This window comes from Rhizobium esperanzae, from assembly GCF_014197615.1.
Lineage (GTDB): Bacteria > Pseudomonadota > Alphaproteobacteria > Rhizobiales > Rhizobiaceae > Rhizobium > Rhizobium esperanzae_A.
This window is the reverse complement of sequence record NZ_JACIFY010000019.1, coordinates 48,624-67,967: the sequence shown is the minus strand read 5'-3', so window position 1 is coordinate 67,967 and position 19,344 is coordinate 48,624. Positions and strand designations below refer to the sequence as shown.

19 protein-coding genes and 2 tRNA genes are annotated in these 19,344 nt (G+C 60.0%); 13 read left to right on the top strand and 8 right to left on the bottom strand.

Annotated elements, in window-relative coordinates:
* The first annotated feature begins 110 nt into the window (after positions 1–110).
* Positions 111–770: a peroxiredoxin gene (locus GGD57_RS23035; RefSeq protein ID WP_004672227.1), complete on the top strand. Its 660-nt coding sequence runs from the start codon at positions 111–113 to the stop codon at positions 768–770.
* 69 nt (positions 771–839) lie between these two features.
* Here GGD57_RS23035 and GGD57_RS23030 read toward each other — a convergent pair whose 3' ends face one another.
* A complete protein-coding gene (locus GGD57_RS23030; RefSeq protein WP_184472564.1) occupies positions 840–1,409 on the bottom strand; it encodes a hypothetical protein in 570 nt (189 codons plus the stop codon).
* A 184-nt stretch (positions 1,410–1,593) separates the two neighbouring features.
* Here GGD57_RS23030 and GGD57_RS23025 point away from each other — a divergent pair, with 184 nt between their 5' ends.
* Positions 1,594–2,550, top strand: coding sequence for a lytic transglycosylase domain-containing protein (locus GGD57_RS23025; protein ID WP_184472563.1), 957 nt, complete (start codon positions 1,594–1,596; stop codon positions 2,548–2,550).
* 96 nt (positions 2,551–2,646) lie between these two features.
* The gene (locus GGD57_RS23020) at positions 2,647–3,600 is read left to right on the top strand and encodes an NAD-dependent epimerase/dehydratase family protein (RefSeq protein ID WP_184472562.1); all 954 of its coding nucleotides are present in this window, start codon (positions 2,647–2,649) and stop codon (positions 3,598–3,600) included.
* Between the two features lie 9 nt (positions 3,601–3,609).
* Here GGD57_RS23020 and GGD57_RS23015 read toward each other — a convergent pair whose 3' ends face one another.
* Positions 3,610–4,875 carry a glycerate kinase type-2 family protein gene (locus GGD57_RS23015; protein WP_184472561.1) on the bottom strand — a complete coding sequence of 422 codons (1,266 nt, stop codon included), beginning with the start codon at positions 4,873–4,875 and terminating at the stop codon, positions 3,610–3,612.
* A gap of 194 nt (positions 4,876–5,069) precedes the next feature.
* Between GGD57_RS23015 and GGD57_RS23010 the strand changes: the two genes are divergently transcribed.
* Positions 5,070–5,369, top strand: coding sequence for a DUF6074 family protein (locus GGD57_RS23010; protein ID WP_184472560.1), 300 nt, complete (start codon positions 5,070–5,072; stop codon positions 5,367–5,369).
* Between the two features lie 14 nt (positions 5,370–5,383).
* Here the strand turns inward: GGD57_RS23010 and GGD57_RS23005 are convergent, their stop codons facing one another.
* The 3 genes from GGD57_RS23005 to GGD57_RS22995 form a co-directional block, all read right to left on the bottom strand.
* Positions 5,384–6,475 (bottom strand): extracellular catalytic domain type 1 short-chain-length polyhydroxyalkanoate depolymerase, encoded by a 1,092-nt coding sequence (locus tag GGD57_RS23005; RefSeq protein ID WP_184472559.1) that lies wholly within the window; start codon positions 6,473–6,475, stop codon positions 5,384–5,386.
* Between the two features lie 278 nt (positions 6,476–6,753).
* Entirely contained in the window at positions 6,754–7,674 is a 921-nt protein-coding gene (locus tag GGD57_RS23000) for a hypothetical protein (RefSeq protein WP_184472558.1), read from the bottom strand.
* A 215-nt stretch (positions 7,675–7,889) separates the two neighbouring features.
* Positions 7,890–8,153, bottom strand: coding sequence for a hypothetical protein (locus GGD57_RS22995; RefSeq protein WP_184472557.1), 264 nt, complete (start codon positions 8,151–8,153; stop codon positions 7,890–7,892).
* Positions 8,154–8,718: 565 nt separating this feature from the next.
* On the opposite strand from GGD57_RS22995, the gene GGD57_RS29305 reads away from it, so the two are divergent.
* Positions 8,719–8,898: a hypothetical protein gene (locus GGD57_RS29305; protein WP_085737005.1), complete on the top strand. Its 180-nt coding sequence runs from the start codon at positions 8,719–8,721 to the stop codon at positions 8,896–8,898.
* 473 nt (positions 8,899–9,371) lie between these two features.
* Positions 9,372–9,686 (top strand): hypothetical protein, encoded by a 315-nt coding sequence (locus GGD57_RS22990; protein ID WP_184472556.1) that lies wholly within the window; start codon positions 9,372–9,374, stop codon positions 9,684–9,686.
* A gap of 553 nt (positions 9,687–10,239) precedes the next feature.
* On the opposite strand, the gene GGD57_RS22985 is transcribed toward GGD57_RS22990, so the two are convergent.
* Positions 10,240–10,314 (bottom strand) — tRNA-Asn (locus GGD57_RS22985).
* A gap of 117 nt (positions 10,315–10,431) precedes the next feature.
* Here GGD57_RS22985 and GGD57_RS29300 point away from each other — a divergent pair.
* Entirely contained in the window at positions 10,432–10,749 is a 318-nt protein-coding gene (locus GGD57_RS29300; protein ID WP_246713722.1) for a hypothetical protein, read from the top strand.
* A 100-nt stretch (positions 10,750–10,849) separates the two neighbouring features.
* A complete protein-coding gene (locus GGD57_RS22975) occupies positions 10,850–11,149 on the top strand; it encodes a hypothetical protein (RefSeq protein WP_184472638.1) in 300 nt (99 codons plus the stop codon).
* 10 nt (positions 11,150–11,159) lie between these two features.
* On the opposite strand, the gene GGD57_RS22970 is transcribed toward GGD57_RS22975, so the two are convergent.
* Positions 11,160–11,495 (bottom strand): KTSC domain-containing protein, encoded by a 336-nt coding sequence (locus tag GGD57_RS22970; protein ID WP_184472554.1) that lies wholly within the window; start codon positions 11,493–11,495, stop codon positions 11,160–11,162.
* 187 nt (positions 11,496–11,682) lie between these two features.
* Here GGD57_RS22970 and GGD57_RS22965 point away from each other — a divergent pair, with 187 nt between their 5' ends.
* The gene (locus GGD57_RS22965; RefSeq protein ID WP_184472553.1) at positions 11,683–11,985 is read left to right on the top strand and encodes a hypothetical protein; all 303 of its coding nucleotides are present in this window, start codon (positions 11,683–11,685) and stop codon (positions 11,983–11,985) included.
* Between the two features lie 74 nt (positions 11,986–12,059).
* Here GGD57_RS22965 and GGD57_RS22960 read toward each other — a convergent pair.
* Positions 12,060–12,133 (bottom strand) — tRNA-Cys (locus tag GGD57_RS22960).
* Between the two features lie 535 nt (positions 12,134–12,668).
* On the opposite strand from GGD57_RS22960, the gene GGD57_RS22955 reads away from it, so the two are divergent.
* The 4 genes from GGD57_RS22955 (at position 12,669) to GGD57_RS22940 (ending at position 19,084) form a co-directional block, all read left to right on the top strand.
* A complete protein-coding gene (locus tag GGD57_RS22955; RefSeq protein ID WP_184472552.1) occupies positions 12,669–13,334 on the top strand; it encodes a protein-L-isoaspartate O-methyltransferase family protein in 666 nt (221 codons plus the stop codon).
* Positions 13,335–13,588: 254 nt separating this feature from the next.
* Positions 13,589–14,461 (top strand): DUF2497 domain-containing protein, encoded by an 873-nt coding sequence (locus GGD57_RS22950; protein ID WP_184472551.1) that lies wholly within the window; start codon positions 13,589–13,591, stop codon positions 14,459–14,461.
* Positions 14,462–14,579: 118 nt separating this feature from the next.
* Positions 14,580–17,423: a valine--tRNA ligase gene (locus tag GGD57_RS22945; RefSeq protein ID WP_184472550.1), complete on the top strand. Its 2,844-nt coding sequence runs from the start codon at positions 14,580–14,582 to the stop codon at positions 17,421–17,423.
* A gap of 398 nt (positions 17,424–17,821) precedes the next feature.
* Positions 17,822–19,084 carry an OmpP1/FadL family transporter gene (locus GGD57_RS22940; RefSeq protein WP_184472549.1) on the top strand — a complete coding sequence of 421 codons (1,263 nt, stop codon included), beginning with the start codon at positions 17,822–17,824 and terminating at the stop codon, positions 19,082–19,084.
* The last annotated feature ends 260 nt before the right edge of the window (positions 19,085–19,344 follow it).

Here is a 19,344-nt window from a genome sequence, read left to right as displayed (position 1 = left end):
TGCGGGCGCGATCCTGATCATCGTAATCTCGCGACCGCTTCCGGCGGACGGATTCCATACCCTCGATTTGAGATGTGCGACATTTAACACAAGGCTTTGGAGGGCCGACCATGAGCTTGCGTATCAACGATATTGCCCCCGATTTTACTGCCGACACCACGCAGGGACCGATCAGCTTCCATGACTGGATCGGCAATGGCTGGGCGGTTCTGTTCTCGCATCCGAAGAACTTCACGCCCGTCTGCACCACCGAGCTCGGCGCCATGGCCGGCCTGGCGGGCGAATTTTCCAAGCGTGGCGCCAAAATCATCGGCATCTCCGTCGATCCTGTGGAAAGCCATGCCAAGTGGAAGGGCGACATCAAGACGGCCACCGGCTTCGACGTCGAATATCCGCTGATCGGCGACAAGGATCTCAAGGTCGCCAAGCTCTACGACATGCTGCCGGCCGGCGCTGGCGAGAGCTCGGAAGGCCGCACGCCTGCCGACAACGCGACGGTGCGTTCGGTTTTCATCATCGGCCCCGACAAGAAGATCAAGCTGATCCTGACCTACCCGATGACGACCGGCCGGAATTTCAACGAGATCCTGCGCGCCATCGATTCCATCCAACTGACGGCAAAACACCAGGTGGCGACGCCGGCGAACTGGAACCAGGGCGAGGACGTCATCATCACCGCCGCGGTGTCCAACGAAGACGCGATCACGCGTTTCGGCTCCTTCGATACGGTGCTGCCCTATCTCAGGAAGACGAAGCAGCCGTCGGCCTGATCGCTGCTGTGAAGCCCCCTCCCGAAGCCGCCGTGGCCATTGGCCCGGCGGCCTTTTTTGTGATCAGGGCTATTCAGGTTTCGCTGGCGCATCCAGCAACTGGACCAGAACGCCATTGCTTCCTCTGAGTTCGGTGAAATCGAGAAATGTGTGAGGGCCGTAAACATCGTCCCACGTTGTCAGCGAATTGCCATTTAGGCTGGTTCGTCTGGAGCCGCTCTGGCTCAGGTGGAGTGTTCTGACCATGTCATCAAAAAATGCGCGTTTATCCTGTGTATTTGATGCCACTCCGCAGTTTGTGGCGTTGATAGCGGGACCGCTGATCTTCTCGAGAAGCAAGCTGAAGCGACCAGTGGTGAGAGTTCCTTCAAAGACTTCGACATGACGCGTAATGTCTGCAGTCTGCTTTTCCGTCTTATCCGTTGACTTCCGCATGGACATCGCCTGCGCTGTGGCGCTGATACGTTCAAAGTTTTCGGGCTCAAGCGTGCACATCACCTGAAACGTATTGATGACCGCATCGTCATGATTCGCTAAAGGACCCGTTGCCGTGACGTGTTCGGTGTTTGCTGCAAAAGCTGAAACGGCGTGAATGGTGCCCAGCAGTATTACGCCCATAGCGATCTTAGTCACACGCATGTTTGGTCTCCACTCTGGCGGCCCAGGCGTCTAATAGCTCGCCGTCGGCTGCGAGCGCTTTTTCGCATGAAAGACGAAAATTGGAAACCTCAGACCGTCCGCGCCAAATGGGGAAGCGTCGCGCCATGATTGATGGTATCTAGAAATCCAGCGTCGCGATGGAAGTCGAACCTGCCGAGATCCGATGATAGGGCGAAAGCGTCAGTCCGACATGGAGAGAAGCCCGGCGAAGGCGCTGCTTTCGCTCTGTTTTCTGTTTTGCGCGATAGGCATGCCGAAGGCCCAACCGGAAGAGAGTGCCGCTGAGCCTGCCTGCCTTTATTCTGGGCCGTCGGCGGCGGGACCGGATGAGACGCTCTGCATCCGCAAGGACAGTTTCAATCGCGATCTCTGCGTCGCGATCGAGCATTTCGCCAGCGCCAATCAACTGCCGCCGGATTATTTCGCCCGTCTCATCTGGCGCGAGAGCACCTTTCGCCCCGATGCGGTCAGCTTCAAGGGAGCGCAGGGGATTGCACAGTTCATGCCCGGAACGGCGAAAATGCGCGGCCTCGAAGACAGCTATCAGGTGTTGGAAGCGCTCAGGAAATCGGCGCAATATCTCGATGAATTGCGCAATCGTTTCGGCAATCTCGGTCTTGCCGCCGCCGCCTATAATGCCGGCGAAAACGGCCTTGCCTCTTATCTAAAGTCAGGCAGGTTACCTTACGAGACGCGGGGCTATGTCCTGGCGATCACCGCCCATACGGTCGAGGAATGGAAGGATAATCCGCCGGAAAATGCGGCAGCCCCGCTCGACAAGGACAAGTCCTTTCTCGATGGCTGCGTGGCGCTTGCCGAACGGCGGACGTTGAAGGACGCGCCCTGGCGCCCGGAGGGCGATTGGGCTCCCTGGGGCGTGCAGCTTGCGGCGAATGCGGATGTCGCGGTGACCCGGCGCCTGTTTCTCGATGCCGTGCAGGATCTGCCTGCGCCGCTCAATGCCGAGCAGCCGCTGATCCTGCGGCAGCGCGATCGCAGCTTCGGCTTTCGCCCGCGATATGCTGCCCGCATCGGTCGGCAGACGCGCATGGAAGCCAATAATCTCTGCAACCAGATCCGCAAGCATGGCGGCACCTGCCTTGTTTTCAAAAATCCATAGCCGCCCGGCTTGCCCATTCTCGGTGAAAAGTCTGCTTGCAGGATCGCAGCACGTCGCAGCATAGTCGGCGCGGTCATGCCAAAAGGAGGAACGACAATGCGGGTTTTGGTCATCGGAGCAACGGGCCATGTCGGCACCTACCTCGTTCCCCGTCTGGTGGAAGCGGGCCACGAGGTCGTGACCATCAGCCGCGGCGCGGCAAAGCCCTATACTGCAAACCATGCCTGGGCTTTCGTCGATCAGCGCCAGATGGATCGGGCCGAGATGGAGCAGACTGGCGAATTCGGCCCGGCCGTGCGGGCAGTGAAAGCCGATATCGTCATCGACATGATCTGCTTCACTTTGGAAAGTGCCGAGCAGTTGGTGACGGCCCTGTCCGGGCATGTCGGCCACTTCCTGCATACAGGCACGATCTGGACCCATGGCTACCCCAGTGCCGTGCCAACCTTGGAAGAAGCACCGAAGTCTCCTTTCGGTGACTATGGTATTCAGAAGGCCGCGATCGAAACCTGGCTGCTGCAACAGGCAAGACTTCGCGGATTTCCGGCAACCATCATCCATCCCGGCCACATTGTCGGCCAAGGCTGGGCGCCGCTCAACCCTGCCGGCAATTTCAATCTGCAGGTCTTTTCGACCCTTGCCCATGGTCAAGCCCTGGCTTTGCCCAATTTCGGTCTGGAGACCGTCCATCACGTCCATGCCGACGATGTGGCGGCGATGTTCATGGATGCGATCGCCAATTGGAATGCCTCGATCGGCGAAAGTTTCCACGCGGTTTCGGAGCAGGCGCTGACGCTACGCGGTTATGCGGAAGCCATGTCGCAGTGGTTCGGGCGGCAGCCGAACCTCACTTTTGCGCCGTTCGACGCCTGGGCCAAAGGCCAGACGGCCGAAGATGCGGAGGCGACATGGGAGCATATCGCCCGCAGCCCGAATTGCTCGATCGCCAAAGCCAGACACCTGCTTGGATATGCCCCGAGATACACCTCGCTGCAGGCGGTGCAGGAGGCGGTGGGATGGCTGGTCGGGCAGGGGCGGATCGAGACCTGATCCGCCACTTTAACGGATCAGGATCGCCCTGAAATCATTGACGTTGGTGCCGGTCGGACCGGTTTCGAAGAGGTCACCGACGCTCGCAAAGCCCGAATAGCTGTCATTGCCGTCGAGCAGCCGACGCGGATCGAGGCCGGCGGCGCGCAGGCGCCTCACCGTGCCGCCATCGGCAAAGGCGCCGGCATTGTCTTCGGAGCCGTCGATGCCGTCGGTGTCGGCCGCCAAGACATGAATGCCCTCCTGTCCGTCGATCGCAAGCGCCATGGCAAGCGCGAATTCACCGTTGCGCCCGCCCTTGCCGCCCTTGGCTCTCAGCGTCACCGTCGTCTCGCCGCCGGAAAGGACGACGACCGGTTTGGAAAACGGTCTGTTCCGGCCCAACACCTCGCGGGCGATTGCCGCATGTACCAGCGCCACGTCGCGCGATTCTCCTTCGATCGCATCCGAGAGGATGGCGGCCTCGATCCCTTGCGATTTTGCCAGGGCGGCGGCAGCCTCCAGCGATACGCCGGCCGAGGCGATGACGTGGTGCGCATGCCGTAAGAAGACCGGATCGTCCGGCCGCGGTGCGTCGGCCTTCGGCGAATTCAGATGGTCGAGTGCCGCCTGCGGCAGCTTGAGCCCGTATTGCCGGACGATCTCCAGCGCTTCGTGCCGTGTCGAACCATCCGGCACAGTCGGCCCGGAGGCGACATGGGCGGGGTTGTCGCCGGGAATGTCGGAGACGATCAGGCTGACGACCCTTGCTCCGGTCGCTGCCGCAAGTCTTCCGCCCTTGATGGTGGAGAGATGTTTGCGCACCACATTCATTGCCGAGATCGGCGCGCCCGAGGCAAGCAGCATTTCGTTGAGTGCAATCTCGTCTTCGAGGGTCAACCCCTCCGGTGGGGCAGGCAGCAGGGCCGAGCCGCCGCCGCAGATCAGCGCGATCACCAGATCGTCTTCCGTCAGTCCGTTCACCGTCTCCATCAGCCGTTTCGCCGCGGCAAATCCTGCCGCATCGGGAACAGGATGGGCGGCCTCGATGATCTCGATGTCGCGCGTTTCGCAGCCATAGCCGTAGCGTGTGACCACCAGGCCCTCGAGCGGTCCGTCCCAGACGCTTTCGAGCGCCCGCGCCATCTGTGCCGCGCCCTTGCCGGCGCCGATCACCACGGTTCGTCCCTTCGGCCTGTCAGGCAGGTTCGCCTTGATGCCGGTCAGCGGGTCGGCGGCGCGAACCGCCGCGTCGAACAGGCTTTTCAGGAAATCGCGGGGAGCGGATATCGTCATGAGTGTCTCTGCCTGGAGTGTCGATCGTGATGCGGACTGTGCTCATCGGCGCGCCGGCGTCAAGGTCGAAGGCGCGGCGGCGTGACGGCCGCGGACTGCAAATTTTGCTTCGTCGAAAGGAAGGGATACGACGGATAGAAAGCATTAACCATAGTCCCGTAGACAACGAACAGGATCAAAGGAACCCGTGTTCGATGGCTACTGAAATGACCGGCCGCCCCGTCGCCCCTCGTGAAGGTGTGGTGATTGCTTTTCCCTCCGGAACCGGAACCGCCAATATCGAGCGCTGCGCCCGTGAGCTCGGCCGGCGGCACGGCACCGAGGCGATAGAATTCTGGAGGGCCGAATGCCGCAGGATTGCCGATCAGCTTCTGGCAGCCGGGATGCCGGAGAGTGATGTCGGCGAGCGGGTGCTGCAGTTTCAGCAGGATGTTCAGATCGAACTCGTCCTCAGCCATCAAAACGGCCCGCTGCCGAAGTCTCAGAACCGATAGCGGCAATTCGCCGATTACCGCAACAGCCCGGCGGAGCGCAGGGCGTCTTCGATGACCTTCTGAATGCCGCCGCGGTTTTTAGCCGTGGTGAATGGACCCGCGGCGTTTTCCGGTTGCGCAACAGAGAGTTTTGCGTCGCTGCGCTTTTCAAACGAGGGAACGAGACCCCAGGACCTGGCAATTTCGACGGTCGAGGAAATTCCGACGTCAAGCATGAAGGGGCCGCTTGTCCCATAGCCGGTGGCGACATCGAGCGGCGTGCCGTGATCCATACCGGCAATCTTATAGAGCTCGATCACCTCGACACCGTGCGCATTGGTCCAGACCCTTCGTTGATGCCGTCCGATATCGTCGACGCGCGACGGTAATGCATCGACGCCGTGGACATGTCTCCATTGCTCGACGATCGCATTCGCATTGGATGGCAGGACGGTTCTGTCTGCGCTTCCCTGCCAGAGCGACAATGTCGGCCAGGGACCTTTGTGGCCTGAAGCGTTTCTCAACCGTAACTGAAGTTCTCCGGCGGTCGGGCCGCCGTGGCCGCGCATTCGGTCGAAGGCCTCGGGAATGGTCGCAGCGCTGGCATAGGGCAGGCCTGCAATGATCGCGCCGCCGGCAAAAACCTCCGGATAGGTGGCAAGCATCGCGGCGGCCATGGCGCCGCCGGCCGAAAGGCCGGTGACGAAAACGCGCCTGATGTCGATATCGTATTCCCCCACGACCTTTGCGATCATCTGGCGAATGGAAAAGACCTCGCCGTGATCCCGGCGGATATCCTCCGGGTTAAACCAGTTGAAGCAGAGGTTGGGATTGTTTGCCCTTCGCTGCTCGGGAAACAGCAGCGCAAAACCATATTCCTCGGCCAACCCGGACCACCCCGATCCGATATCATAGCCGGCGGCAGACTGCGTGCAGCCGTGCAGGACGACGACCAGGGCCGCGTTTTTCCCGCGCTTCGACGGCAGATAGGTATAGCCGCCCAAAGCACCCGGGTTTGTGCCGAATGTGTCCAGGGCGACGAGATTGAGATTTTCCTGCGGGGGGCGGGGGCGAAGCGTTCCTCGCAGCGCGGCAAGGCGTGCGAGCGTGTCTGACATGGATCTCATCAAAGTCTCCGCCAATCAGCAGCCGGGATGGCGGTGATGCTCAACTAAACGCGTCAGCCGGAAGAAAGTTGCTGCGCTGCACAATATTTTCCAGCGTGCCCCGCACTTCTGGTGCACACATAGCACAAACCCGCGTTTGCGCGGGTTTTAGAGCATGTCGCGCCAAAGTGTGCAGCGGTTTTGCGGCAACGACATGCGGAAAACAAAGATCTAAAGCGCGAAGAGCGAATCTGAAAGATCGCGACGCGCTTTAGACGACGACACGTAATAGCCGGTTGTCAGCGCCGGGACGTAACGAGGAGATCTTCCTCTTCGTCGCGTTGCGATCCGCCAAATGCGGCGGCGGCAGAGGCGATGAAAGCCCCGATCAGAAGGGACAACGAGCCGAGCAGGGCTGTGGTGGAGGCGGCCTTGCGTGCCTCATCGGCCGCTTTCTGGGCGGCGACCTTGGCATCGTCGATACGCTTCAGCACCGTATCGACGCGCGTGCGTGCATCGGCGTCGGAAAGGCCGGTCCGGGAAGCGACGATGGTGGCAAGATAGGCCTTGTCATCATCGGGGATCCTGCCCTCGGCGGCGCCGTTGAGCAGGATGCGGGAGACCTCGGATGTTGCCGCGGCATCATTGGATGTCGCCGCCGCGCGAGCCTGATCAGGGCGCAGCAAGGCGTCGGTAAAATAGGACGTGGAGAGATCCACGGGCGAGGTTGCCGACGATGCTGCTGCCGTACCGGCGGCAGTGGCAGTCGACCCGACGGCCTGTGCGGCCGAACCCGCGGCTTGTGCACCCGCGCCGGCGAGCGAAGTCAGCGACGATGCAAGAAAGCCGGCAACGAAGACTGTCGCCAAAGCCCAGCTTAAGAACCCATGCGCGGTGTCGCGGAAGAAAACCTCGTCGGTGTGGACGGCTGCCCACTTCGTCCGCAACCGGCCGGTGATATAACCGCCGAGCGCCGAAGAGAGCCATTGCACGAGAACAAGCCAGATCGCCGCCGTCACGCCGATTGTCCCGAGCGAACTGCTCTGCCCCGACCAGGGCGACACCATCGTCAGCCCGAGGCCGGATCCGAGAAGCAAAAGGATCAGGGTCACGCCGACCGCAGCGGCGGCACCTCCGAAGATAGGCCCCCATGTCATCGCCGATTTGGAGGATTCGACCGGAATGGCAATCTCTCCGGAACCTGTCATTGAAACCGACATGATCCGTTCCTATCGCATAAACAGAGCAAGAAGAATGATGATAGGCAGTGGAACACCGAGCAGCCAAAGTAAAATACCGCGACCCATGAGAGACCTCCTGTCAGGGCTGACGTTACGTTGTTGATGCCCCTCAACTTTTAACCACGGCGTTTGTTCCCGGCCGGCTTGGCCTTGGCAGGAGGACTTTCCAAACGCCAGCCGATGCGAGATTTCAGTCAATCGCGCGGCAGCTTTTCCAGCAGCAGCAGATTGTCGCGGTTGCCACATTCTCGGCATTTGAGGCGCTTGGCCAGTCCGGCGAGAGACAGGTCAAAGCCGCAGCGCCGGGCAATGCTCCGCCGCTCGAGAGGTGTTTGGTGACCGCACCCGCCGCAACGGGCGTGGATGACGAACCACTGCGGCAAGGTCGCCAGGGTTTGCTTTTCCTCGAGGCCATAGCCCCCAGGGGGCGTAAGCTCGATACTGCGGCGATGTTTCATGACCGTTGGTAAGCCGCTCGCGATCCCGCCGTCGGACTGCGCCCTGTCATCTCTTCCGTAAGGGCAAGCTGAAGCCGCAAGTGACGGCAATCCAGCAGCAATGTCGTGATGGCGGCACGCACGTTCCCGTTGTGAAAGGCGACAACCGCGTCGATCTCTTCCCTCAGCGCTTCTTCTGCCAGTGTCTCGGCGATTTGCGGACGCACGATCTCGATCTCTTTCGGAGTTATCCAAATGCAGGTTTTCAGATTGGCGGCCGCTTCGCCGATGTTCTTATTATGTTCTCGGTAGCGAGCGAGTCAAGAGCGAGATATTCCGCGCAGCCCATCCCGTTGTCGACCGGTGAATCGGGCGATAGGACGGCTGACGACCCGAAGGATCGGCGATCGCACAGAATATGGACGGAAAATCTTGCGCTTCGGTGCTGACGCCGACCGCGGAGAGTACATATATGTTTTCAGGCAGGGTGCTCCGGACGGAAATGAATTCGGGAAAATTCTCCTGTCATTTCCCGGTGGGAGGGGCACCGATCGTCTTAGTCACAGCCTGAATTGGAGAAGCATCGATGAACGGACTACGGGCATTTCTAGCAGCCGGAGCCATCAGTCTTGCCGCCATTGCCTCGGCCTGCTCGACCGCGCCGAATTCATACGGTTCGGCATCGGGATATCAACCTGGAGATTCGATGAACCCGGCCTGCGCGGATGGATTTCGTCCCGGCGACGGCCGTTCGTGCAGCTACTAGAGTGGTCGGCTGAGCCGGTGCGGCTTCATCGGGCCAGCTGAGCGCCATACCGAGAGGTGGCTGACGCTATTTGGGTGTCGATGTATATGTTCGTGGAAGGAGCCCGGTATCCGCACTCCAGTGATCAAGACAGAACGGCCACGTGATCTCGTGGCAGCGGCGTGACGTCAATCTGCCGCCCGACCCCATTCTTAAGTTAATGGCGGTCGCGTCCTGCGGCTGTCTGTATACCATCAAACCGGCAACGCAAAGATGGCCGATCAGAACGGCAATTGTCCGCGATACGAGAACATGCGGCTAGACAACCTGCGCCGCTCTCTGACGAGTTCCGATGCGAGATTAAGATGCGGCCGGCACCAGTTCATCCGTGGTCACCACAACGCCAGCAGCGCGCCGGCCAGTCGTCCTTCAAGCATCGTTCATCGGAGGTTAATCCTCATTAACCCAGAATCCTGACCTGAAAGGATGCACCGATGAAGATAGTTTTTTTCTCACTTGCAGCCATGGTCTTGTCTGCATCTTTCGCCCTGCCGCTAAACGCCACGCCGATCGTCGTGCCGAAAGCGGTTGCGACACACGCCGCCGACGTCGAGCAGGTCAAAGACCGACGCCACGGTAATGGACATGCGTATGGCCACTGGAAGAAAAGCCGGTACGCTTACCGCGATTGCCGGTACTACGGCTCGTGCTATCGTCCGCGGTATTACGGTCATCGCGACTATTACGGCTATCGCGACGATTACCCCTATCGTCGTCGGTCAGGTGTGACCGTGTATTGGGATTTTTAGTCGCCAGCGCTCCGGCCCCTTGAAGCCGCCGGTCGGACCTCACGAACCACCACAGCAGCCCGTCGAATGACCAACTCGGCGAGCGGGTTGAATCCGGCGCCTGAACAAAGAAAAAGGTCGGGGCGAATGCTCGCGCCGACCCTTCTTTGATTGCATCCGCACGGTGCCAGTACATCCGTGGTCACCAGCAAAAGCTATCCGGTAGATTGAATTTATCCGCCTCGTAAAGTTTCGCAAGGATTAGGGAGTGCTGATTTAGGGCTAGGCGAGGCGCGCGCCAACCTGTTCGTCGCCTCACCTGCCGGCGGCTTTTCCGTTTTTCGCCCTTATAGCAAAGAGGGTAAATGAACAGCACCTCCATCCACCCGAAAGAAACGCGTGCGCCATCCGGGCGCACCGACTTCGTTCAGAGATGACTATATGGCTTGAGGTAAAACTGCGCTGGCGGATCGAGGATATGTTATCCAACGGGCATTAAAAGTCGGGAGGAAAAGCGCGGAAGTAAGTGTCTGTTTTCAGATTTCTCAACAAAAACAGACACTTATTTCAAATGTGGCTCCCCGGGCCGGATTCGAACCGGCGACCTGTCGATTAACAGTCGAATGCTCTACCGCTGAGCTACCAGGGATCACTGCTTGGCGCGGTGTGAGTGGGCTAATACAAATGCTTTCCCGATTTGCCAAGCAGTTTTTTCAAAAAAATGAAATGAACTTGTATTTGGAAGGGCTGTGCCCATCTCTGGGGAATGACGAATGGCAATGAACGCGAAGAGACGAGGGGCGGTGATAGGCCCGGGAAGCGGGCACGGCGCTTCGGTATCGATCACGCCAGTGGCAGGCTTATGCTCGGCGCCTTTAGCATCGGCATGCCGCGCTCGCGCATCGCGCGGATGGCGATCGGCGTGGCCCTCATTTTTTGCGGGTTCCTGGGCTTCCTGCCGATCTTGGGCTTCTGGATGCTGCCGCTCGGCTTCCTTGTACTTTCGCACGATCTGCCTGTCGCCCGCCGGCTTCGGCGGCGGCTGGCGGTCTGGTGGCACAGGCGTCGGAAACCGGCAGGCTGACAACCACCCGGCAATAAGTTCATTGAACGGGCGCCTTTGGCTTTCGTGGTTTATGGAATGTGAAATGCGAAAAATGCGTCACAATGGTCCAGGTGAGGAAATGAAGGCATTTTTTGTTATCGGGCTGTCAGCGGCGACGATTCTTTCCGGCGTTCCCGCCGCCGCCCAAGCCGTCGATAGCGGCGGTTTCGACGCCCGCGGCATTTGCCGCCGTCCCGAAGGCTGCGTGGTCGACCACGGCCAAGGCGGCAGCTATAACGGGCCTCGCAACTATCGCAATTTCAACGGCCGCAACGAGCGCGATGGCGGGAGCGACCGCAACCGGGACGACCGCCGCTATCGCAATCAGAACAGAACGGACAATTTCGACGCTGCATCCAGCCGCATTGCCGCCCTGTGATTGAGCCGGCCTAATTCGATCTGATGTCGCTTTCCTCGAAAACGCCGCCATGGTCCGGATCAAGGCTGGTCGCCATCAACAGGCTGCAAGCGGCAAGGATGAGGACGAGCTTCATGGCGTAGGATAGGGAAACCGCATGTCGGCCGCGCGATGCGACGCGGGAAGGCGCAACATAATAGTTGTAGTAGAAGTGCGGATCGCTCGTTTCCAACAGGTTCTGGTAGACGTGCGGCGGAATGTCCGCATGTTTCACCGGCGGAGAACCCGGGAACTTTACATGGAGATCGCGGCTCTCGGCATCGTATGCCGCACGTGCGTGCTTCGATTTGAGGGCAGCCCAATCCATTGCAGCTCCTATCACCCTCCCGGGGGAATCTGAGGCCGGGTGGACGATCGTCAAGCTGACGATTTGTTTCAAACTGCAATCATTGCCGCCTCGCAATTCGCCGGGCAGTGGCTACGCTTTCCCTCGACAACCTTGCGCGCATTAACGTTACGTCAACCATTTTGTTGCGGCGGCATCACCTTCCGCTATGGGTGCGCGCATGCAAACCTTTTTGATCCAATCGCGCGACATAGAAGCGCTTCACTACAACGCCGATGCCCGCCTGCTGCTCGTCAAATACAGCAGCGGCGACATTCGCAGTTTTACCCGAATTTCGCCGGAGGCAATGCGACGGCTACTCGGGGTCGGCCCCGAAATCGAAGAGGCATCTGGGTTCAGCGACCTCGATTATCAGGCGGAGATCCGGAAAGGCGGGCTGAAGGCGCTCTACCGCCTCACGGGAATCAATCCGTCACAGTTCGATTTTTCGCCCGGCCGGCAGGTCTGGTAGCACCGCGCGGTCGCCGATGCCGCACCCGCCGAGGGGAGCCGCACTCACATCGCTTACGTCATGTGGGAGAATTTTGGAGGCCTCGCCCGGAATTGAACCGGGGTACAAGGATTTGCAGTCCTCTGCGTCACCACTCCGCCACGAGGCCTCACGGGCTCGTTATCAGAGCCGTGGCGAGCGTTTAGAATGATCGTAAGGAAATCGCAAGAGGGCATTTCGGAAAAACGCCATTCTGCGGTGGTTGAAAAAGTCATTCTCTATCGCAGACCGGAACGACTGCACGCTGGAGCTTCCAGGCCGGATCGCCAGCGACGAAATCGCGGCAAGACGCCGCCAGCTCTATCCCTGAGCGCTTCGGGGCCCTGTCATTTCAGGGTCGTTTCGCCGTCCAGCAGCCCGCAGCAGAATATGCCGATGAGCGCTGCGACGATGAAAAAATCGAACAACGTGAAATACGCCAAAATCGCAGACATGGCCTGCTCCTCCTCCTGTTTCCTCCGCTGTGAATCATAACATGAAGGGGCAGGGGATTCCACGCCGGAGTAGCAACGCTTCGGTCCTGCTGTGGCACGGAAGAGGCGCCCGCCGGATTCTTTTCGCCGATGGCTGCCAAGCCTTGAAAGCATTCGTGGCGCGGATTAAGAGACGGGGGACAAGAACCGCTTTTCAAAGAGCGAGAGGACATGATGGATTTCGAAGCAGCGCGCGCAAAGATGGTCGACACCCAGGTTCGCACGACGGACGTTACCTCGCATTCCGTGCTGACGGCGCTTCTCACGGTGCCGCGTGAGGCATTCGTGCCGGAGAAGGCGAAGCTGCTGGCTTACATCGACAACGATGTCGAGATATCGGCCGCGGCACCGGCAAAGCCCGCCCGGTTCCTGATGGAGGCGTCGCCGCTTGCCAAGCTGCTGCAACTGGCGGCAGTCACCAAGGATGATTTCGTGCTCGAAGTCGGATGCGGCACGGGTTACACATCGGCGCTGCTGTCGATCATTGCCGGCTCGGTCATCGCGCTCGAATGCGACGAGGCGCTCGCCGCCGAAGCGAAGGCAAAGCTTGCCGACTACGCCAAGGTCGAGGTCGTGACCGGCCCGCTCGAAAAGGGTTATGCTGCCGGCGCGCCTTATGATCTGATCTTCGTCAACGGCGCAGTCGAGGAGGTTCCGGCTGCTCTTCTCGGTCAATTGCGCGATGGCGGCCGCCTGGTCACGGTCGAAGGTTACGGCAATGCCGCCCGCGCCAAGGTCTTTGTCGCCGAGCGTGGGGCCGTTTCGGAAAACGTCTTTTTCAACGCTTCGGTCAAGCCGCTGCCGGGTTTCGCCAAGGCGCGCGAATTCGTTTTCTGAGGCCGATTTCATTGATGAATTCAGCGACGGGCGCCATCGGCGCCCGTTTTTCTATGAGGGCCGCGTGAGAGCCTTCACAAACATGATTTATCCTGAACGCCGCCACGTCGGAAACTCCGGTAACAAAACTGTGCATGGCCGCATTCATTTGATTCGCGATGATTTTTTTCCCAGTTGGGGTATTCTAAGGTCGTGGTGATTCGGGTGAACGCTCCACATCATCCGATCGTTGTTTTTGGATAACGGGGATAGAAATGGCTCAGCCAAGTGTAGCGCGTGAACCGTCCATGGAAGAGATTCTGGCCTCCATCCGCCAGATCATCGAAAGCAATGAGCCCGGCGCCGGCAAGGCGATTTCCGCATCCCTGCCGCCGGTCTACGGCGCCGACGAGGATGAGAACGGCTCCGAGATCCATCTGACGGTGGATGACACCTATGCCGGCGTGGAGTTCCCCGAACCGGCCATGCGCTCCTCCGATCCGCGTTTCGTCGCCGCCAATTCGGCCGGCACCGCGCCTGAACCCGAAGTGCCGGCCCGCGCCCTGTCGCTTGCCGATGTCGCCGCCCGCGTGCGCGCCGCCTCCGAGCGCAGCGCCGTGCAGGCCGGTCAGGCGCTGCGTGAAATTCCGAGCGGCTTCCGCCAGCCCGAACCGCCGCCGGCCGTAATGCCGGAGCCCCGTGCCGCAGCCCCGCAGCCGCAAACACATCAGGCGCAGCCTGCCTTCACGGCTGCCCCGGCACCCCAGCATGTTGCAATCCAGCAGCCGGCCCCCGAGCCGGTGTTGATGGAAGCGCCTGAGGTGGTCGTCGCAGAGCAGGCCGCCGCCATCGAAACGGCGCCGCCGGCTTTGGAGCCTGCTCAGTCGTCTGCCGAGCGTTTCCTGCCGAGCGTTATGGAGGAGGTCCAGCCGACGCTGCTTTCGGAGGATGCCGGCCTGCAGATCAGCCGCTCTTTCGAGGAGCTCGCCGCTGCCATCGACGGGGCGGAGCGCCGCTCGCTGGACGAGATCGCAGAGGATATGCTGCGCCCGATGCTGCGCGAGTGGCTTGATGATAATCTGCCGACACTGGTCGAGCGGCTGGTGCGCGAGGAAATCGAGCGCGTGGCGCGCGGCCCGCGCCGCTGATCGGATTGCTTTTTCCTGGATAAAGCCGCTCCGGTCTCCGGGGCGGCTTTTTTATTGACTTGGCCGTGGCCATCCTATTTACAAACGCCACCCTCGAACCTCGAAAATTGGTCAGAAAATGCTCGACAAGACCTATGATTCCGCTGCCGTCGAACCGAAAATCGCCGCTAAATGGGATGAAGCGGACGCTTTCCGCGCCGGCGCCAACGCCAAGCCCGGGGCCGAGACCTTCACCATCGTGATCCCGCCGCCGAATGTTACCGGCTCGCTGCACATGGGCCACGCGCTGAACAACACGCTGCAGGACATCATGGTGCGCTTCGAGCGCATGCGCGGCAAGGACGTGCTCTGGCAGCCGGGCATGGACCATGCCGGCATCGCCACGCAGATGGTCGTCGAGCGCAAGCTGATGGAACAGCAGCTGCCCGGCCGCCGCGACATGGGCCGCGACGCCTTCATCGACAAGGTCTGGGAATGGAAGGCTGAATCGGGTGGCCTGATCTTCAATCAGCTGAAGCGCCTGGGTGCGTCCTGCGACTGGTCGCGCGAACGCTTCACCATGGACGAAGGTCTGTCGAAGGCCGTTCTCGAAGTTTTCGTCACGCTCTACAAGCAGGGCCTGATCTATCGCGACAAGCGCCTGGTCAATTGGGATCCAAAGCTGCTGACGGCGATTTCCGATATCGAAGTCGAGCCGGTCGAGGTCAAGAGCAGTCTGTGGCACCTGCGTTATCCGCTGGAAAAGGGCGTCACCTACCAGCATCCGGTCGCTTTCGACGAACAAGGCAAGCCGACCGAATTCGAAACGCGAGATTATCTCGTCGTCGCAACGACCCGGCCGGAGACCATGCTCGGCGATACCGGCGTTGCCGTCAATCCGAAGGACGAGCGCTACAAGAGCATCATCGGCAAGCATGTCATTCTGCCGATCGTCGGTCGCCGCATTCCGGTCGTTGCCGACGATTATGCCGACCCGACGGCCGGCACCGGTGCGGTCAAGATCACCCCGGCCCATGATTTCAACGACTTCGATGTCGGCAAGCGTGCGGGTCTTCGCATCATCAACGTGATGAATGACGACGGCACGATTACGATAAAGGACAATGAGGACTTTCTCGAAGGTCTCGACAATCCGGCAGCACTCCATGGCGCCTGGGATCGCCTGGAAGGGCAGGACCGTTTTTATGCGCGCAAGGTCATCGTCGAAATTTTCGAAGAGGCAGGTCTTCTCGACAAGATCGAGCCGCACAAGCACATGGTTCCGCATGGCGACCGCGGCGGCGTGCCGATCGAGCCGCGGCTGACCGAACAATGGTATGTCGACGCCAAGACGCTTGCCGAACCGGCGATTGCCTCGGTGCGCGAAGGCCGCACCAGAATGGTGCCGAAGAGCTGGGACAAGACCTATTACGAATGGATGGAGAACATCCAGCCCTGGTGCGTTTCCCGCCAGCTCTGGTGGGGTCACCAGATTCCCGCCTGGTACGGCCCGGACGGTCAGGTCTTCGTCGAAAAGACCGAGGAAGAGGCGCTGCAGGCGGCGATCCAGCATTACCTCTCGCATGAGGGGCCGATGAAGGCCTATGTCGAGGACCTGCTGGAAAACTTCAAGCCGGGCGAAATCCTGACGCGCGACGAGGACGTGCTCGACACATGGTTCTCCTCGGCACTCTGGCCGTTCTCGACGCTCGGCTGGCCGGACCAGACACCGGAGCTTGCACGTTATTATCCGACCAACGTTCTCGTCACCGGCTTCGACATCATCTTCTTCTGGGTCGCCCGCATGATGATGATGGGCCTGCACTTTATGAAGGACGACGATGGCCAGCCCGTCGAACCCTTCAATACCGTCTATGTCCACGCGCTGGTGCGCGACAAGAATGGGCAGAAGATGTCGAAGTCGAAGGGCAACGTCATCGATCCCCTGGAACTGATCGACGAATACGGCGCCGATGCGCTGCGTTTCACCCTGGCGATCATGGCCGCGCAGGGCCGCGACGTGAAACTCGATCCGGCCCGCATCGCCGGCTACCGCAATTTCGGCACCAAGCTCTGGAACGCCACGCGTTTTGCCGAGATGAACGGCGCCAAGAGCGACCCGCATTTCGTGCCTGAAGCCGCCGAGCTCACCATCAACCGCTGGATCCTGACGGAACTTGCCCGTACGGAACGTGACGTAACGGAAGCGCTCGAAGCCTTCCGCTTCAACGACGCCGCCGGCGCGCTCTACCGCTTCGTCTGGAACGAGGTCTGCGACTGGTATCTCGAGCTGCTGAAGCCGGTCTTCAACGGTGAGGATGAGGGCGCCAAGGCCGAGGCCCAGGCCTGCAGCGCCTATATTCTCGAAGAGATCTACAAGCTGCTGCATCCCTTCATGCCGTTCATGACCGAGGAGCTCTGGGCGCATACGGCGGGCGAGGGCAAGGCGCGCGACACGCTGGTCTGCCATGCCGAATGGCCGGCGCCCTCCTATGCCGATGACGCGGCCGCCGACGAGATCAACTGGTTGATCGACCTCGTCTCCGGCATCCGCTCGGTACGCGCCGAAATGAACGTGCCGCCGTCGGCGACAGCCCCGCTCGTTGTCGTCAAGGCCAACAACCTGACGCGCGAAAGGCTGTTCCGCCATGACGCCGCCATCAAGCGGCTTGCGCGCGTCGAGGCGATATCGCTGGCCGACGATGCGCCGAAGGGTGCTGCTCAGATCGTCGTCGCCGAGGCCACCATCTGCCTGCCGCTCGGCAATCTGATCGATCTGTCCGCCGAAAAGGCCCGGCTCGAAAAGGCAATCGCCAAGATGGAGGCGGAAATCGCCCGCATCAACGGCAAGCTCTCCAACGAGAAGTTCGTCGCCAACGCCAATCCCGAAGTGGTCGAGGCCGAGCGCGAGCGCCTCGATGAACTGCAGGGGCAGATCACCAGCCTGAAGACTGCCCTTTCCAGGGTGAGCGAAGCCGGATAAGTTTCGCCCTCCATTTTGGTAAGTTATTTCAAAGACGCGCTCGTTTCGGGCGCGTCTTTTGTCATTCTGGGCACGCGTGATTCGGTCCTGAAAGCGGCGGGTTTCAGGCGCTGAGCCTGTGGATTGTGGCTTTACGGGTCACAGGTCGGCGAAAACTGCCACTGTTGTCGGATTGATACAGCTTCCGCAATGTTTGGAATGAAAACCCAAAAGCCCATCTGAAAATCAAAAACTCTGGAATAAAATTTTATTAACCAGATTTTTTGACGTGTCCGTCAATTTCTTTACGTAAGTTAGTCGGTGCAATGCCCGGGAATGCCGCCGTGAGCCGCGTTGCCAGGTCGAGGGAACACTTACTAGAGTGGCGTGACATCAATTGCTGGAGTGGGGGAGACACAATGGCATCGCGTAGGTTTTCCAAGGGCGTAACGTCGCTCGTTCTTTTTTCGTCGCTTGCCTCGCCGTCCTTCGCCGGCGGTCTGGAGCGCGGCGGGTACAATATCGATCAACTCTTCGATACGTCGCCTTTCTCGTTTCAGTCGGGTGTGACCTACGTCACGCCGCAGCGCAAGCTGAAGGACGTCCAAGACACACAGACGTCGCTATCTTCAGGCGGCAATCTGAACAGCCGTCCAAACTCCGCCGACGAGACCTCGAATTACACGATCCCTTATATCGGCTTTAAGGCTGGTTTTGGCGATGCAGTCGACTGCCTTGTCGACTATTCGGAGCCCTTCGGTGCGCATACCGACCCCGGTTCGAACTGGGCCGGCGCCAACAATAACATTGAGACAGAGATCAAGACCCGCAACTATGGCGGCACCTGCTCCTATCGTTTTGATGTCGGCCCTGGACAGCTTCGCTTCATTGGCGGCGCTTTCTATCAGGAAGTCGAAGGCTTCAAGGAACGTCTGGTTTCAACGGTTCCGCTTCTGTTCGGCACCGGCACCGGCATTGGCCGCCTCGATCTCGACGATAGCGGCTGGGGCTGGCGCGCTGGTGTCGCTTACGAGATTCCGGAATATGCGATGCGTGCGAGCCTCGTCTACAACAGCCGCGTCAAGTACGATAATCTGACCGGCACTGTCGATCTCCGTCAGGTTCCGGTTGTTCCGACATTTGGAGGCCAGGTCACACCGGTTTTCGGTTCCGCCGAAGCGCCGGATTCGCTGGAGCTGAAGCTGCAAAGCGGTATCGCTCCGGATTGGCTCGCCTTCGGATCGGTCAAGTGGACGAACTGGAGTGTCCTCCAGTCCGTGGCTTTCTGCCCGAAATCGACAAAGGGCCTAGTCGCCTGCACAGCCGGTGGCGCGACGGAACTCACCTCGCTCGACCTTCTCTATCGTGACGGCTGGACCATCGCCGGCGGCGTCGGCCACAAGTTCAACGATCAGTGGGCCGGCGCAGTCAGCCTCACGTGGGATCGCGGCACCAGCCAGGGTTATGGTGCGCAGACCGACAGCTGGACGCTCGGTCTCGGCGCCGCCTATACGCCGACCGAAAATATCGAATGGCGTTTTGCCGGTGCCGTGGGCGTGTTGACGAGCGGTTCGTCCGGCCCCGTCGAGTATAATGGCCAGACCTATGGCGACGACGTCTCTTATTCCTTTGGTAACGATCTGGTCGCTGCACTGTCGACAAGCCTAAAGGTCAAGTTCTAATTCCCCGATTTGAAGAATTAGGAGCCCGGCACTGCCGGGCTCTTCTTTATTCGTGCCCGTTAACCATGCCATTCCCGGTCTCGTTTTGTGACGATTCAGCAACACTTTTTTACGACGGTTTGCATATGATGGTCGTGGGGCGAATTTGTCCATTTCCCGCCACAAATAGGGAGCACCGCTATTTGCAGGCGACGAGATGGCAGACTTACGGTGCGTGTAATCAGTAGCATGGGTCGATTTTTTTCCGGTAACAGCAGATC

Excerpts from the sequence above, each read along its gene's own strand:
- GGD57_RS23035 (WP_004672227.1), top strand. The coding sequence starts at position 111 with ATGAGCTTGCGTATCAACGATATTGCCCCCGATTTTACTGCCGACACC.
- GGD57_RS23030 (WP_184472564.1), bottom strand. The coding sequence starts at position 1,409 with ATGCGTGTGACTAAGATCGCTATGGGCGTAATACTGCTGGGCACCATT.
- GGD57_RS23025 (WP_184472563.1), top strand. The coding sequence starts at position 1,594 with ATGATAGGGCGAAAGCGTCAGTCCGACATGGAGAGAAGCCCGGCGAAG.
- GGD57_RS23020 (WP_184472562.1), top strand. The coding sequence starts at position 2,647 with ATGCGGGTTTTGGTCATCGGAGCAACGGGCCATGTCGGCACCTACCTC.
- GGD57_RS23015 (WP_184472561.1), bottom strand. The coding sequence starts at position 4,875 with ATGACGATATCCGCTCCCCGCGATTTCCTGAAAAGCCTGTTCGACGCG.
- GGD57_RS23010 (WP_184472560.1), top strand. The coding sequence starts at position 5,070 with ATGGCTACTGAAATGACCGGCCGCCCCGTCGCCCCTCGTGAAGGTGTG.
- GGD57_RS23005 (WP_184472559.1), bottom strand. The coding sequence starts at position 6,475 with ATGAGATCCATGTCAGACACGCTCGCACGCCTTGCCGCGCTGCGAGGA.
- GGD57_RS23000 (WP_184472558.1), bottom strand. The coding sequence starts at position 7,674 with ATGTCGGTTTCAATGACAGGTTCCGGAGAGATTGCCATTCCGGTCGAA.
- GGD57_RS22995 (WP_184472557.1), bottom strand. The coding sequence starts at position 8,153 with ATGAAACATCGCCGCAGTATCGAGCTTACGCCCCCTGGGGGCTATGGC.
- GGD57_RS29305 (WP_085737005.1), top strand. The coding sequence starts at position 8,719 with ATGAACGGACTACGGGCATTTCTAGCAGCCGGAGCCATCAGTCTTGCC.
- GGD57_RS22990 (WP_184472556.1), top strand. The coding sequence starts at position 9,372 with ATGAAGATAGTTTTTTTCTCACTTGCAGCCATGGTCTTGTCTGCATCT.
- GGD57_RS29300 (WP_246713722.1), top strand. The coding sequence starts at position 10,432 with ATGACGAATGGCAATGAACGCGAAGAGACGAGGGGCGGTGATAGGCCC.
- GGD57_RS22975 (WP_184472638.1), top strand. The coding sequence starts at position 10,850 with ATGAAGGCATTTTTTGTTATCGGGCTGTCAGCGGCGACGATTCTTTCC.
- GGD57_RS22970 (WP_184472554.1), bottom strand. The coding sequence starts at position 11,495 with ATGGATTGGGCTGCCCTCAAATCGAAGCACGCACGTGCGGCATACGAT.
- GGD57_RS22965 (WP_184472553.1), top strand. The coding sequence starts at position 11,683 with ATGGGTGCGCGCATGCAAACCTTTTTGATCCAATCGCGCGACATAGAA.
- GGD57_RS22955 (WP_184472552.1), top strand. The coding sequence starts at position 12,669 with ATGATGGATTTCGAAGCAGCGCGCGCAAAGATGGTCGACACCCAGGTT.
- GGD57_RS22950 (WP_184472551.1), top strand. The coding sequence starts at position 13,589 with ATGGCTCAGCCAAGTGTAGCGCGTGAACCGTCCATGGAAGAGATTCTG.
- GGD57_RS22945 (WP_184472550.1), top strand. The coding sequence starts at position 14,580 with ATGCTCGACAAGACCTATGATTCCGCTGCCGTCGAACCGAAAATCGCC.
- GGD57_RS22940 (WP_184472549.1), top strand. The coding sequence starts at position 17,822 with ATGGCATCGCGTAGGTTTTCCAAGGGCGTAACGTCGCTCGTTCTTTTT.